Raw genomic sequence first — 15172 nt, forward strand, 5'->3', positions numbered from 1 at the left:
TCCGACCAGTGACGTTCTCAGCTTGAGGCAGCGCCGGCTCTTGCGCAATCGCATTTTTTGCATGGCGCGATTATTCGGCTCGTCGAGCCGGCTTCACTGGGCGCTCGCGCCTTCTCCGACGACGACGAACGGTGCCCAATAGGCGGGATGTGCTTTCTCCGGATCAGGCGACTCCGCGAGAGCCGCCATCGCTTGCCGGATGGATTCGGCTCGGCCGGCGTTTCGGTTTGCCGCCGCACCTGCGGCCGCCATGGCCGGCGCTACCAATTCAACGGCCGCGGTTTCCCGAACCGCCCAGTGGGAGACCAGGATCGAGCGTGCGCCCGCGTAGAAAAATGCTTTGGCGAGCCCCGACAGCGCCTCCGCACTGCCGGCTCCGGCGGCGGCCGTGTTGCACGCGGAGAGGATCACCCAGTCCGCGTTCAAATCCAGCTTGGCGACCTCGGAGGCCGAGAGATAGCCGTCGTCGGCCTCGCTCGGCGTATCCGGTGGATTGAGCACGAGGCCGGGCTCGACCGCCGACACCAGCTCTCCCGCGACGACGCCATGGGTGGCGAAATTGACGACGGCGTAGCCGGCGAGCGCGCCGCTGGCGCTCATCGCCTTGATCTCGGTCTCGGTCGCCTGCTTGCCGAGGAAGATATCGCGCTCTTTCGCCCCGACGGCCTTGGCCACATCGCAGGCGAGCTTGCCGGTGCGCGGCACGGGCTTCAGACGGCGCAGCTCGGCGAGGTCGATCTGGCCTGCCGCCCGCTCGTCGGCCGCCTCCACGCCCATCAGGTTGTCCTCTTTTGGCAAGAGGTGCGCGACCTTTCCCACAAACGCGCAATCCGTCATTAGCCCCGCGATGGTCTTGGCGGCCTGGTCCTCCTCCGATTTCTCGCTGCCATCGAGCAGGGGGTTGGCGAAGGCGACATAGGGTGCGCGGTCGCGCGGCGGCGGGGCGGCATGGCCCCGCAGCGCTTTCAAGCTGGCGACGGACGGCAGCATCGTCACGGCATTGAAGCGCGCGAGCCAGGCGATGTTCGCCGGATCGGAGACCGCGCTCAGGAGCTTCGCCTCGGGCTCCTTGGTTACGAGGGCCTGGAACGGAAGCTGAGTCAGGGCTCCCGACGGCACAATGAGAAGGTGCTTGCCCGCGACCAGGTCCTCGATGCCGCCGAACAGATCGCGATAGAGCTCGTGGGCGAGCTTCAGGTCGAACGGCAGACGCTTGAAATCGACGCTCTGACCATCCGGAAGGCCGAACTGATCCCGGCATTTCCGGCGCCTCTCCTTCTTCCAGCTGGCCGTATCGAGGCCACAGCGGAAAGCGGCAACCTTGTCGATCAGTGCTGCCTTGCCGAGCTGCGCGCGGATCCAGCGCTGCTCCGTCCTAGTGACGACCCAAACGAGCGTCTCCTCGGGCAAGACCTCGTGCTCCTTCAGGCCCATGCGTCCCGTCACGGTGAAGACGATCAGCGCCTCGTCGTCGCCGAGGAGCGGGCGCTTTCCCGGTAGCGGCGTCGCTTGCAAGTCGGCGATGGAGAGGGGATCCGAATTGACGAGGGCTGCGTAGCCCGAGAAGCCCGCCGCAAGATCGGCGTCGATCCTCGAGACATGCGCATCGATCTCTGCCATCTCGCGCTTCTGCGCCGCGATGGCGTCGGCATTTCGTTGCGCGGGCGCTACGGCGAGCAGGCTCGCCAGCTCGCTCTGGACGGTGGGCCATCGGTTGCGCAAATTCTGCCGCTCGCGCACGAGCTTCGCCAGATCCGGATTGCCGGCGGCGATGCGTACGCCCATCTGCGCCAGGGCCTCGGAGGTCTTCGATGCCGCTGCCCATTGCGCAACTTCGAACAGCCGCGCCGAAATCGCGCTCTTCTTGTCAGGAGCTGCCTCGGCCAGCCTCCACCCCATCTTGGCATGCGACAGGAGGTAGACTGCCCGAGTGTCCACCGGCCTCTTGCTCTCGCCAAGACGGAGAGTGTCACCGGACCAGTTCTTTTTCGTGATGGCAATGTCGGCGTCGACGGCTCTCTGCGACAGGGCGTAGGCGCCCGGAATGTCTCCGACTTCGAACTGCAGCTCTGCCGTTTGATAGCGGCCCAGCACAAGGGCCAGGTCGCGCTCGTCGGTCGTCGCCTCGTCGATCGTCAATGCCCGAAGCTCGAGCTCGAGCGCCTCGGCTTTCTTGCCTTGGCGCACGAGGGTGCGGGACAGCGAAGACAGGGCTATCGCGAGGCGGGAAGAGGTTGGATCCTCGGTCTTTTCGCGCAGCTCCAGGATGCGGCGGCCGAACTTCTCGGCTTCTTCCAGCCTCCCCTCGTCCTGGTGCAGCGACTCGGCTTGAGCGAGAAGAGATGCGAGGTACACCTCATCGTTCTTCACATGATCCCGCATCTCGCGCTCGTACTGGCCGAGGGTCGTTGTTCGCAAGTGTTGCTTGTCCTCTTCGAGATCGCGGGTGAGCCGCGCATCTTCGATCCGCTGCGCCTCGGTGGTCAGCGCGGCGTCGAGCTGCCGATAGCGGTCGTACACGGCGTCTCCGGCCGGATGTCTCCACCGGTTATAAAATTCCCATAGGTCGTGCAGGAAGCGGCGCATGGCGCGGCTGCCGGCGCCTTGCGCCTGCTCGATCAGGTCCTGAACCTCGAGATACTGCTTCTCGGCAGCGGCAAAGTCGCCGAGGCCATCATAGGCTTCGGCGATGCTCGTTCTCGCGCGGACCGGCAATTCGCTGGCGCCGCAGGGCCCGTACAGGTTGATCGCGATTGCCAAAGCCGACCTTGCTGTCACCATGGCGCGCAGGTATTCGCGACGCTCGCGCTGTCCGCTCGCGACGTCGAGCATGCTTCTCAAGTTCTTCCATTGGTCCATGTTGTCGCCGATCGGCCTGATCGGCTCGTGGTCGATCTCGTGATGATCCCAATCCGCGCCCGCCGCGGCCCGAAAGACGGCTCCGGCCTCCTTGCAGCGGCCGGCGACGTTATGGCGCCTCGAAATGACCCGCAGATAGCCACCTGCGATCTGTCCGTCCAAGGAACTCTTGCCGGCAGCAACGAGGCGAGCCGCCATCTCGATCCCCGCGCGGATGTGAGGCTCGGCATCTGCATAGCGACCCTCTACAGTCAGGTCGTCGGCCAGAAACAAGTTCAATCTCACGCTGTCGCGCTTGTCTCCGAGGGGTGCCAGCACGCGCAAGGCTTCCCGATAGAGCTGCTCGGTCTCGGCCCTTTTACCGAGAGCGCCGGCTGCTCGTGCCACGACTTCCAGAGACTTGGCGATGTCGGGATGGTCCGGCCCCAGCGCCTTGCGGCGGATGTCGAGCGACCGCCGCGCTTGGCTCTCGGCGATGTCCAGACGATCGAGGTCGACATTGATGCTCGCCAGCTTGTCGAGGGCGTCCGCGATCGCTGCTGGCTCTGCCGGATTGGCGGCCTCGCGCAGCGCCAGCACCCGCTCGGCGATCGGCAGAGCCTCCTCGAAATAGTATTGGGCTTCGAGGTCATCGCGTTCGACCTCAAGCTCCTCGATATCCACGGGAGGCTCGTTAGGCTCGGCCCGAGCGGGCTGCGCCGCGACGGCCAGCAGTGTCACGAGACCGCACGCGACCGCCGCACTTAAACGCTTCATCTTCGCCCCCGCCGGCTCGACCTGCCGCTCATTGTTCGCCCACTGCGTTTTCGCTGACAAGGGGAGAACGGGACAGGAGCCGAGACTTTCCAGCGGGAGATGCGCAATGGCTGCGCGTTGCCTACGAAACGAACAACTCTGGCCTCATTACTTTCGTCACTTCTCCCGGATCTGCGTGGTGAGCATCTTCGCGAGGAGAATGTAGAGCACGATCGCCAGCAACGATTGTGCAATCGCGAGAGTGTGCAGCGTGCTCCCTTTGATTTCGACAGTTCCATAGAGCGGCAGATCGATCGGGACCGTCCTGTCGCTTGCGGTTGCGGGCTCCCAAGCCCGTTTCTGTCCGAAAGGACCCACCTGGAGCATGAGATCTGCCGAATAGACATACGGCCTGAACTCGGGCAGCTCCGGCAGCACCTTGGATGCGCATTGCGTCCAGTGGACAGGGCTGTCGGAGCCCGTGGAGCCGCAGGCCGCCGCGGTCCTCTCCTTGCGCGCATTGAGGGTGAAGTCCTTGTCCACCGGAACGAACGCGCCCGGCGTGTGGCTGGCCTGCTCGTAGATGTAGCCGCACGCGAACAATAGCGCGAAGAACATCACGTAGGTTGGCCATTGGCGATGGCCGGCGCCCAGGAATAAATTCACGGCAAACCATTTGACGCCGGTAACCCCTGCACCAAACACGTAGACAATCGCGGCCAGCAGCGCCGTGAGGGGCCAAGCCAGGACACCGAGGACCGGATCCAGACTCTTGCGCCATGGCGCGGCCGTTGCGCCTGCAAAGCGCGGACGTGAGGCGCGGGTGACAAAGTCACGGCCAAGGAGCAGCCACTCCTGCCATCTGACGCGATCCGCCTTCCACTGGGCGACGGTCTTGGCATCCCTCTCCTGACCCATATCGATCAGGCAGTTGGTGAGCTGCTCGTAAGGCTGCGGGCGAAACGCGACGTCAAGATGACGGCTCGGCTGCTGATCAAGAAGGCTCTTCATCGACTCCAGCAGGTCGTTGCCGGCCGTCACACCGAGATGCTCATAGCGGAAACCGTCGAGAGTGACCGTACAATCCCGTTTCCCATCCGGCGTGACGATGGACATCTTCGGCAAGGACCGTGGCTCGAAGATGAAGCTCTGGACGCGGGCCGCCACCAGATTGACCGAGCCGATGATCGTCGCGCTCTTCGAGGAGGTCGGTAAATCCGGCCCCAGGAATATCTCGCGCGCCGTCAGATTTCTGAAGTCGAGCACGAACTTCGCTCGCGGCCGCGCGTGCACGCGGTCACCTTCGATGGTCTCCAACACTCGATAGAAACCGCCGTGCATCGCGACCCTTCCGGCCACGCGCGTCCCTCCAAGACGCACCCTGCCGTAAGAGACGAAATTCTCGCCGATGAGCAAATTGCTGCCGATGTCCGCCGCATCGGCGTCGAGGGAATGGAACGTGCCGCCCGAGCAGTCCATGCTGCCCGTGATGCGTGCGCTCACCAAGAGGATGGGGCCATCGGCGAGAAAGCCCTCGCCGAGCTTCAGGTCGCCCTTCACCTCGGCGCTCTGCCCGTCAATGCCGTGAACCCTGGTCCCGTTCAGGCTGAAGCTGCGGGCGTGGCCACCGCTCATCGAGATGGTGCCTGCGACGTGGCAGCCCTGCAATCGGACCGGGGTGGTCACGATGCATCCCGACAAATCGATGGCGACCGTCTGCTCGTCCTGGTCCGGCACAACATGCGCCCCGAATAGGCGCACGCCCAATTCATGGATGGGATGCTGCTCGTCGCCACCGAGGGCGAGGAAGCGGACAAAGCCACCGCGGACTTTCATATCGGCATCGTCGACATCCACCGCGCGCCATCCGGCCATCTCGTCGCGGAACTTGTCTTTGAAATTCGCGTAGAGTTTCTTCAACCCTTCCGACGCCGTTCCCCGGTCTTCGGGATGCGCCGGACCGTGGAAGCTTTCGGCGAAGGCGAGGAAAGACGACACAAACTCGTCCGGCGGCTGGGTGCCGCGCGCCGACCCGTCGGATTTCAATGCCGGCAAAACCGCAGTCTCGAAGAAGTCCGGCGCCGCGACCATGGCGTCGAAGCTCGCAATGCGCGAAGCTGGCGCGGACAACCGGCACTCTTTCCCCAGCCGGCAGGCCTCGAGCAGCTTCATCTCTCCCGTCAGGAGGGGTTCGAAGTCCGCCTTAGAGCGACCGTGCGCCCTCTGTGCCGCGGTTTCCGTCCTCCCTGCGTCAGGCGCGATACGGACGGGATTTCGTGTCTCGTCGCCGTTCGGCGTTCCCGCACCATCGTTCATCGAACTCGTCGCCCCCTCGCCGTTCGCACTCAGCGGACCATAGCGCGGCACCTCGCAACGCGCGCGTCGATTCGGAGACTTTCCGGTGACAGGCAAGGTGCGTTTTCGGGACTGGGAAGCGGCCACATTTTTGCTCGGAATCAGATAGTTGGTGCGCCCTGGGGCAACAGCCGAGGGACCGTGGAAATGGGGTTTAGAACAACGCGCGTTTTTGCAGTCGTCCTGGTGGCCCTGGCGACAGCCAGCACCGGCCTCACGGCCCTTCCGCAGGGCGCTTTCGCGAAGACGCCGGGCAAGACCTACTGCATCAACGGCGTCTGCCACCGTGTGAAGACGGTTGCCGAGATGCAGTCCCTGGTCGGATACGAGGAGGTGGTGGTCGCGTCCTACTACGACGACTGCAATGTGGATAAGCACAATCCCTGCGGCGCGCTCTCGTCCGGAGAGGAATTTCGGCCGGATCTCCCCGACAACGCAGCGAGCCCGGTCTACCCGAACGGCACCATCCTCATCCTGGCCAATCCGACGACCAACCGGCAGGTGCTGGTGCGCGTCAACAACTCGGGACCTTACAAAAAGGGCCGCTTGCTCGACGTGTCGCGTGCGGCTGCCGAGCAGCTCGGGTTCAAAAAATTCGGCACTGCCAAGCTCAAGGTCACCGTCATCAGCGGGCCATTGAGCTAGGCTGCGCGACCCTTCTGGCGACGCGCTCCTTCAAGCCGCCCCATACCAGTCCAGCACGCGGAGCGCCCGCAGCGTGTTCCAGCGGCTGGGTCCGCCGACCTCGATTTCCATATCCAAGGGGATCCGCTTCATACGATCCGGGTGGACCGTGTCTTGCGGCCATCGCCCGTCCTCACGCCGCCTGCTCTCCACCAACGCGACGGCTTCGGCAACCTGCGCGCCGGGGCGGACACCGGCCATCCTCAAGTAATCGAGGCCGCGCAGCACGTCGTAGTGCCAGACCGGCGGAAACGCGAAGCTCGTCCAGCGGTTGTCGATCACCTCGCCGGAGGACAGGGCGCGCAGCATGCGGCGCTCCAAGAGGTAATTCTCGCCACGACGCCGGGCTTGCGTCACCTCGACGCTCGGACCTCGCGCGGTCTCGTAGGCGAGCAACCCCTCGAGCACACAGATGGTCGAGTGAAACGAGGATCGCGTGCTTGGAGGGGCCTCGCAATTCCAGCCGCCGTCATCGAGCTGCTCGCTCAATAGCCGCTGGAGCAACCGATCGACGTTGGCGCCGAAATACGCGCCCGTGGCCAAGATCCGGCCGTTGATGCAAGCTTCGGTCTCGCCGTCGAAGAAGGGGCGGCCGTCGATCTGAAACCAGGTGATGCGCGTGTTGACGCGATCGATCGCGTTGCGAACCCTCTCGCTTGCCGGGTCGACGCCCATATCTCTCAGGACCTGGAGGATGTCCGTGGTGGTCATCCAGCCGTGCTCGGTGGCGTCATTCCAGTGACCATCGTGCGTCTGCATTTCGAGGAGGCGTGCGGCCCATCCCTCCTCCGCGACGCGCGTGCGCTCGACGGCGACGGCGGCGTCGTCCGCATCGGTCAGGTCGCGCATGACCTGCCAGCGGATCGAGGGATCGGAATCCAGCAACCAGCTCACGACGGCAGTACGACTCGTCATGTGATGCTCCGCTGTTGATCGCACCCTCCGCATGGGTGCACCGGATTTCGACGAAATGTTGGACGGGGGCGCCTTGCAGTGCCGCCGCGGCACGCCCACGTCGTAGTGTGTCCGTGCTTCCGCCGTCCCGGCCCGGTGCGATCCGCGAAGCCGCGGAAGCTCGATGAACAGGAGAGAGCGATGGGAATGGAACAGCTTGACGCCGTCCTCAAGGCCAACGGCAAGGCGGTGCTGACGTTCGAGGATCTGCATGATCTCACGGGGGTCGATGTCGAGGACGCCAGGGCGGCGGAAACGCTGTATAAATGGGGAAAGACCAGGGGCGTTCCGGTCAGCGTCAGCAGCATCGCCAAGGTCGTCACGCTGGGGCCGCGGAATGTGCCGTAGATCCGGGCTTTTGCGCACGTTGGGCACAACGGGGTTTGTTGCCACACATCGGCGCGATTAAAAAATCACCGCGCTTCGTTCCTGCGATGACAGCTACCCATCGTGGCCATGCTAAATAGCTCTCGACGGGGGTCGCGATACTCTTCGCCGGCGGCTGGCGGCCCTTTGCTCTCACGCAGGCGGGGCACGCGCAATGGCACCTGTAACATCGCGAGATTACGTCACGACGCGGGTTTGGTGGATGCGCACCGCGCTCCTCTCCGTCATGATTGCGATAGCGGTTTCGATCACGTCCAGCGCGTCGTCACGTGCGGACGACGGCGACGATGCCAAACTGAAATCGCTGAAAAGCCAGGTGGAGGCGCTGACCGACAAATCGGACTGGGCCGCCGCCGTGCCGCTGGCGCTGGAGGCGGCCACGCTCTCCAACACGATCCACGGCGGGGACAGCGTCGAAACCGCGGGGCACCTCTATCGCCTCGGGCAGGCGCTCCGGTGGCTCGACAAAACCGACGAGGCACAGCGCGTTCTCAACGCGGCCTTGGCGGTGCAGGAAAAGGCGGATCCCAATTCCGTCGCCGTCGCCGATTTGCTGAACGAGCTGGGCTGGATCGGTCACAAGACGATGAAGCTCGCCGACTCCGAGCGCAATTTCGAGCGTGCGCTGTCAATCTGGCGCAAGGCCCTCGGTGCCGACGCTCTCGACAATGCCTGGGCAGCCGACGGTCTCGCTCAGACCTATCTCCTGGCGTCGCGGTTCGTGGATGCCGAGGCGTTTGCCAAAGAGGCGTTGCGCATCAAGGAGCTGCATTTTCCTCCGGGACACAAGGAGCGCGTCGCTGCAACGACGTGGATCGCCATTGCGCAGCACAAGCTCGGAAAGCTGACCGAAGCCGAGCAAACCTTGAGCAACACGCTGGCCACGCAGCGCGCCGATCCCAATGCGGCGCCCAGCGGTATTGCGTCCACTCTCGGGTTGGTTGCGATGGTCAACTACGACAAGGGAAATTTCGCTCTCGCCGAGCAGCAAACCAACGAGGGGTTGAAGCTCCTGGAGCAGATCGGCGCAGCGGAGACCGACACCTATTTCCACTATCAGAGTCTGCTGTCGAAGATCTATTTCGCGACATCGCGGTATGCCGAGGCCGAGGCCGCGGCCATCAAGCTGCGCGACGCCGTCGGAAAGGTTTCTGGTCTCAACGCGCGCGCGCTGGTCGATGCCTACAATTCCCTCAGTGTCATCTACAGCTATCAGAACCGCTATGAGGAATCCGAGCAGACGCTCAAGAAGAGCATCGCGCTCGGCGAGCAGGTGTACGGCGAGAATAGCCTCGACGTCTCGACGATGCTCGAGAACCTCGCCTATCTCTATGCCGACATCGATCGACCCTCCGACGCGCTCGGCCTTTTCGACCGCATCCTGCGGATCCGGAGCGCCATTCTCCCGCCGGATCACGCCTTCATGGGAACGGCCAAGGCTTTTCGCGCGAAAGTGCTGAACCGGCTCGGCCGCTACGGCGAGGCGGAGCGGGATGCACGGGAAGGCCAGCAGGCGATCGAGCGCTCATACGGCCCGGCCCACCCGCTGGCGTTGGGCGCGCGTTTCGAGCTTGCCGCTGCGCTCAAGAACCAGGACAAGTTCGACGATGCCATCCGGCTCTATCAAGATGCGATCCAAATCGTGGTTGCCGCCGAGGGCGCGGAAGCGAACAGGCTCGGGGTGGTCTACCACGACCTCGGGATGGCGCTCGACGCCGCAGGCCGCCTCGACGAAGCCGAGCAGGCTTTCCATGCCTCCATCGCCCGGAAGCCGCAGGACGGGATTCCCAAGGCCCAGACCCTGCAGGTGCTTGCCGACCTCAACGTCAAGCAGGGCAAGTGGAGCGAAGCGCTCGAGAACTATCGACGTGCCAGCGCGATTTTCCTGCCCGCCTTCGTCAGCATGAGCAGCGGCGGGAGCACGCGCCAATACGAGGGCGGCAACTGGCTGCGCAGCACCGCGCGCGGACAGCTCAAGGTTCTCCTGGAGATGGGGGAGGGCGCGCCGGAGCGTGGCGACGCCTTTGCCCGAGAGGGATTCGCGCTCAGCCAGTGGCTGGTCCGGACCAGCAGCACCACGGCGGCCATCAGCCAATCCCGGGCGCGGCTCGCAACGGGCAACGCGACGCTCAGCGAGAAAGCCCGCGAGCGTCAGGACGTCGCCGAGCGCTGGAGCCAGATCGAGAACGCCGTCTCGCGGTCGCTCGCCTTGCCGATCGATCAGAGGAACGAGCAGCAGCAGACGCTGCTCACCGGCGAGCTAGCGCGGCTCGAGACCCGCCTCTCGGGCCTCGACAAAGAGCTTGCCGACGCATTTCCCGCCTTCGCCGAACTCTCGGGATCCCGTGCCGTTCCGGCGGACGAATTGCAGACAAAATGGCTCGGCGCCGACGAGGCGCTGATCAGCTTCGCGGAGGTCGACGGTCACGTCGTCGTCTGGGTCGTGACCCGAGACAAGGTGCATTGGCACACCAGCCCTGGCCTTTCCGTTCTGAACCGGTTCACGTGGCAGATGCGGTGCCGGCTCAACGACCAGTTCGCTCTCGACCCGGATAACCGGCCGTTCACGACAAGCGACGAATGGCCCGGCTTGAAGCCTGGCGAGGATGCGGCGAAGGCCTGCCGGCGCCTCCATAGATCGGGATTCGATGTCTGGGAGGCTCATGCGCTCTACCGGTTCCTGCTGGGACCGGCCGATGAGCTGATCAAGGACAAGCAGCTCCTGATTGCCGCATCGGGCGCCATCCTCAACGTGCCGTTCAATGCCCTCGTCGCGTCGCAGCCGCGCGAGGACCAGACCGGCGCTTCCGACGCGGACCAGCTCAGACGCGCCGACTGGCTCGGCACGCGCAACGCGATCACGCTGATCCCGTCCGTCTCCTCGCTCAGGGCGCTGCGTCTCGTGGTCAAGGCCGAGCGCGCCAGCCGTCCGATGATCGCTTTCGCCAATCCGACACTCGATGGCCTTCCCAGCGCGACGGCGAACGAGTTCAAGCGGCGCATCGCGGCCTATTATCAGAGCTGCGGGCTTCCGCCGTCGCCGGAAGAAGGCCTCAAAGGGGCGGCGGACATCTTTGCGACGTCGAGCCTGGGGTTGACGTCGGAGATCGGCGCGGCAACGGACACCGCGGCCGCGGTGAGAACGCTGTCGCCCATTCCCGGCACGGCGCGGCTCGCCTGCGAATTGGCAAACCGGCGCCAGTTCCTGGGCAGCACCGTCTGGCTCGGTGCGGCGGCGACGGAAGCGCATGTGCGAGACCTCAGCAATTCGGGCGACCTCGCTGCGCATCGCGTCGTGCACTTCGCAACGCACGGGTTACGCGGGGGACAGATCGCGGGCATGGGCGAGCCAGGGCTCATTCTCACACCCGGCGCGGCGGCGGCCGGGCCGGACAACGACGGCTATCTTTCCGTCTCGGAGATCACGACGCTGAAGCTCAATGCGGATTGGGTGATTTTGTCGGCGTGCGACACGGCCGCCGGCGAGAAGGGCGGAGAAGCCCTGAGCGGTCTTGCGCGCGCGTTCTTCTATTCCGGTGCGCAGGCGTTGCTGGTGACGAACTGGCCCGTCTACGAGGAGGCGGCGATTGAACTCGTTTCTGCTGCGACCCAGCACATGGACGACGTGAGGCTCGGGCGCGCGGACGCGCTTCGCCGCGCCATGAAAGACCTCATCGAGCACGGAAGCGACCGGAAGGTGAACCCCTCTTACTGGGCGCCTTTCATGGTCGTCGGGGAGGGTGCGGCGCCGCCTTCGCCGACGACGACGAACGGAGCCCAATAGGAGGGATGCGAGATCGACGCGTTGTTGGTGTCGGCCAGCGCCAGCATGGACCGGCGCATGGCTTCCGCCCGCCCCACTCCCGCGTTGCCAGCGGCGATGGCGCCCGTCACCAGCTGGACGGCCGCTTTCTCCCAGACCGCCCAGTGGGAAACGAGCAGCGCGCGCGCGCCGGCGTAGAAGAACGAGCGGGCGAGGCCGGACAATGCGACCGCGTCCTTGGCGCCACCGGCCGCCGTGTTGCAGGCCGAGAGGATGACCCAGTCGGCGTCGAGATTCAGCGCCGCGACCTCGGAAGCCGAGAGGTAGCCGTCGTCCTGCGGCGTTCCGGAGGCGGGCGGCGTGAGGACAAGACCCGGCTCCGCCGTCGCTTTCAGCGCTCCGGCGACAAGGCCGTGCGTCGCGAAGTTGACGACCGCATAGGAGGCGAGCGCACCTTTCGCGTTCATCGCCTTGATTTCCGTCTCGGTGGCGCGCCCCGCCAGATGAATGTCATCCTCGTCCGCACCGACGGCCTGTCTCACGTCGCAAACAAGCGCCGCTGTCTGCGGCACGGGCATCAGGCGGCGCAGGGCGTCCACATCGGCGGCGGCGCCTAGCGTTGCATCGCCGTCCAAGGCTGCAAAGGAGCGCGCGGCTTCGGCCAGCGTGCGCTCGGCGGCGACGGCTGCGCAATCGGAGCTGCGGGCCGCACTCTCGGCGCGCCGGCGGCTGAAGGGATCGCCGGCTTTTCCTTCGAGCAACGGGTTGGCGAAGGCGAGGTAGGGCTTGCGCCCCACTGCAGCCGGTCGCGGGCGGGAGCGGAGCGCATCGAGCGAAGCAACTGACGGCAGCACGGTCAGTGCGTGCTCGCGAACGAGCCACGCCGTCGGCTTGCCCTGCTCGGGTGGCGCAGTGACGAGCACCTGGAACGGCAACTGGCTGAGGGCTGCGGATGGCACGATCAGAAGCTGCTTGTCTCGGATCAGGTCTTCCGCGCCGCTCAGCAACGACTTGTAGAATGCGTGCGAACGGCCCGTATCGAAGGGAAGTGGCTTTTTGGCGTCTGAATCAGCTTTCGTATAGGTGGTGCCGGTGAGCTTGGCGCAGTCCGTCTCCTTTACCTGCCACGCGGCCTGATCCAATCCGCAGCGCAAAGCCGCGACCTCGCGTGCGAGGCCGTTTCCCCCGAACTCCGAGCGCAACCAGCGGACGCCCGACTTGGTGACGATCCAGACGAACGTTTCCTCCGGAATCGGCTTCACCTCGGCGGTGGCGAGGAACATCACCAGCGCCTCGTTGTCGTGTAGACGGCTTTGCACCGCGGAGACCGTGAGCGGCTTGGGATTGACGAGCGCTGCGTAGCTCGGGAAATCCTTGGTCAGGCGTGCGTCGATGGCGGCGAGGCGCGCATCGATCGCCCTGATGCGCTCGCTCAGCTCCTGCTCGCTCTTCGCGTCACGGGTCTCCGGCGGCTCGCCCCTGGCCGAAACCAAACGCTGGTCTTTCGATTGCAATTCTGAAACGAGGTCCTGGCGCTCGCGCACGAGCGATGCCATCTCGGGCGAACCTTGTGCCGATCGGGCCGTCATCTGGGCCAGCGAGGATGCAGCGTCGGCTGAGCGGCCCCATTGGGCGGTCAGGAACGTGTCGAAGGCCGCCGCCTGCAGATCTTTCTCGTTCGCCGCATGCAGCCGGTAGATCGCCTTTACCAACCCCCCAAAAATGGGCTGGGTCCGCTGTGCTTCCTCGTTGCCCGATTCCGCCGATGCACCGCCCAACCCGCGCTCCGCACGGTGCCTTATGATTTCTGTGGCGCGGCGCCAGTGAGCGACGGCCTCCGCTATATCTCCGCGATACAGCGCATTGCGAGCCACGCTGTCGAGCACGCCCGCGACGTGCGGGTGCTCCGGGCCCAACGACTTTTCGAAGCTGGCGAGGCTGCGTTTGAGAAGTGTTAGCGCCTCGTCGTGGCGGTTCTCGCCGTCATACGCCGTCGCGAGGTTCATCACCGTCATCGCCAAACTGTAATGATCCGGATCCAGCGACTTTTCGTAGATGCCGATGGCGCGCTTCAACAACACCTCGGCCTGTGGATAGAGGTCCTGATTGAGGTACATAAAAGCAAGGTTGGATATCGCCGTCGCGAGGTCCGGATGATTGGGTGGGAGCACTTTCTCGAGGATTGCGATGCTGCGCTTGTGAAGCGGCTCGGCATCCTGGTAGCGCTCCTGGCTCTTGTACAAATCCGCCAGAGAGCTGAGGGACACGGCCACAACGCGTTCCCCTGCTCCTGGCGCTTTTTCGCCGATGGCAAGCGCGCGCTTATATAGCGCCTCCGCCTCGGCGTAGCGCTCCAACATCTCGTACTGGCCCGCAAGATTGTTCAGCGCTACGGCAACGTCGAGGTGATCGGGTCCCTTCGCTTTCTCCTGGATGGCGAGGCTCTGCTTGGTCAGGGCAATGGCGTCCGCGTATCGCCCTTGTGCTTCGTATGCCACCGAGAGTGCGCTGATCGTCCCTGCGACGTCCGGATGCTCCGGTCCCAGCGCTTTGGTTTGAATCGCTAGCGCTCTTTTCAGAACCGGCTCGGCATCGGCGCTGCGCATTTGATATTGATACGCGATACCGAGGGCGCTCAGGGCCGCGCCGACATCGGCGTGGTCCGGTCCCAGATCCCTTTCGCGAACGGCGACCAGTCTTTTGAGAAGCACTTCTGCGTCGGCGAAGCGCCCAAACTGCATGTATGCTCCTGCGAGCCGGTAGAGCGTCGCCCCGACCTCGGCGTGCTCCTTGCCGAACTCCTTCTCGCGAATGGAGAGCGCGCGCTTCATAAGCTGCTCGGTTTCTGCGGCGCGTCCTTCACTATCATAGGCCCAGGCCAGGCCGTCGAGCAGCCTAGCGATGCTGATGTCATCGGGGCCAATTGCTTTCTCGCGGATGGCGATGCTGCGTTTCAAGAGTGGCTCGACGTCCGCGGCCCGGTTTTGGCTCTGGTAAAGCAGGGCCAGATTGGCAAGCGACGTCGCAACATCGATGTGCTCCGGCCCCAGCTCTTTCTCTCGGATCGCGAGGCTGCGTTTCCAAAGCGACTCCGCCTCGGCACCCCGATCCGTCGAGTAGTAAAGCAGGGCCAGATTGGCGAGCGAGGTCGCGACATCGAGATGATCCGGTCCCGAGAGCCGTTCGAAATCGGCGAGGCTTTGCTTATAGAGCGCCTCGGCTTGGTCGTACTGTCCTGCCTCGTAAAGCCGCACACCCTCTTCGTTCGCGCGTTGGGCCTGATCCAGATCGTCGCTTGCCGGAGCGGCCGACGTCCAACAGGCCAAGAGCATGAGCGCGACGAGGCCGGCAATACGCTTCCACAACATTCACAATTCCCCGCAATCACTATGTGCAATGGGGAGAGTGTGAACAAACGACGTGGGCTGCGCAAGA

At 64.6% G+C, this 15172-nt stretch carries 7 protein-coding genes; 3 read left to right on the plus strand and 4 right to left on the minus strand.

What is annotated here, in order from left to right; translation table 11 throughout:
• Nucleotides 1-93: 93 nt before the first annotated feature.
• Both QZV93_RS14970 and QZV93_RS14975 read right to left on the minus strand, forming a co-directional pair.
• Entirely contained in the window at nucleotides 94-3615 is a 3522-nt protein-coding gene (locus QZV93_RS14970) for a CHAT domain-containing tetratricopeptide repeat protein (protein WP_295559429.1), read from the minus strand.
• A gap of 156 nt (nucleotides 3616-3771) precedes the next feature.
• Complete coding sequence (locus QZV93_RS14975; protein ID WP_295559430.1) at nucleotides 3772-6234, minus strand: hypothetical protein; 2463 nt, start codon at nucleotides 6232-6234, stop codon at nucleotides 3772-3774.
• 21 nt (nucleotides 6235-6255) lie between these two features.
• Here QZV93_RS14975 and QZV93_RS14980 point away from each other — a divergent pair, with 21 nt between their 5' ends.
• Nucleotides 6256-6594 (plus strand): septal ring lytic transglycosylase RlpA family protein, encoded by a 339-nt coding sequence (locus QZV93_RS14980; RefSeq protein WP_295559431.1) that lies wholly within the window; start codon nucleotides 6256-6258, stop codon nucleotides 6592-6594.
• Between the two features lie 30 nt (nucleotides 6595-6624).
• On the opposite strand, the gene QZV93_RS14985 is transcribed toward QZV93_RS14980, so the two are convergent.
• Nucleotides 6625-7548 carry a squalene cyclase gene (locus QZV93_RS14985; protein ID WP_295559432.1) on the minus strand — a complete coding sequence of 308 codons (924 nt, stop codon included), beginning with the start codon at nucleotides 7546-7548 and terminating at the stop codon, nucleotides 6625-6627.
• A gap of 186 nt (nucleotides 7549-7734) precedes the next feature.
• Here QZV93_RS14985 and QZV93_RS14990 point away from each other — a divergent pair, with 186 nt between their 5' ends.
• A complete protein-coding gene (locus QZV93_RS14990) occupies nucleotides 7735-7935 on the plus strand; it encodes a hypothetical protein (protein ID WP_295559433.1) in 201 nt (66 codons plus the stop codon).
• A gap of 193 nt (nucleotides 7936-8128) precedes the next feature.
• Nucleotides 8129-11758, plus strand: a complete 3630-nt coding sequence (locus QZV93_RS14995) for a tetratricopeptide repeat protein (protein ID WP_295559434.1) — start codon at nucleotides 8129-8131, stop codon at nucleotides 11756-11758.
• On the opposite strand, the gene QZV93_RS15000 is transcribed toward QZV93_RS14995, so the two are convergent.
• Nucleotides 11683-15105, minus strand: a complete 3423-nt coding sequence (locus QZV93_RS15000) for a tetratricopeptide repeat protein (RefSeq protein ID WP_295559435.1) — start codon at nucleotides 15103-15105, stop codon at nucleotides 11683-11685. The two genes, QZV93_RS14995 and QZV93_RS15000, sit on opposite strands and share 76 nt — an antisense overlap.
• Between the last annotated feature and the right edge of the window lie 67 nt (nucleotides 15106-15172).

It is taken from the genome of uncultured Hyphomicrobium sp., assembly GCF_902826555.1.
Classification (GTDB): Bacteria; Pseudomonadota; Alphaproteobacteria; order Rhizobiales; family Hyphomicrobiaceae; genus Hyphomicrobium_C.

What these genes read in the sequence shown, in the direction of transcription:
- QZV93_RS14970 (WP_295559429.1), bottom strand. Translation starts at nt 3,615, where the DNA reads ATGAAGCGTTTAAGTGCGGCGGTCGCGTGCGGTCTCGTGACACTGCTG.
- QZV93_RS14980 (WP_295559431.1), top strand. Translation starts at nt 6,256, where the DNA reads ATGCAGTCCCTGGTCGGATACGAGGAGGTGGTGGTCGCGTCCTACTAC.
- QZV93_RS14985 (WP_295559432.1), bottom strand. Translation starts at nt 7,548, where the DNA reads ATGACGAGTCGTACTGCCGTCGTGAGCTGGTTGCTGGATTCCGATCCC.
- QZV93_RS14990 (WP_295559433.1), top strand. Translation starts at nt 7,735, where the DNA reads ATGGAACAGCTTGACGCCGTCCTCAAGGCCAACGGCAAGGCGGTGCTG.
- QZV93_RS14995 (WP_295559434.1), top strand. Translation starts at nt 8,129, where the DNA reads ATGGCACCTGTAACATCGCGAGATTACGTCACGACGCGGGTTTGGTGG.
- QZV93_RS15000 (WP_295559435.1), bottom strand. Translation starts at nt 15,105, where the DNA reads ATGTTGTGGAAGCGTATTGCCGGCCTCGTCGCGCTCATGCTCTTGGCC.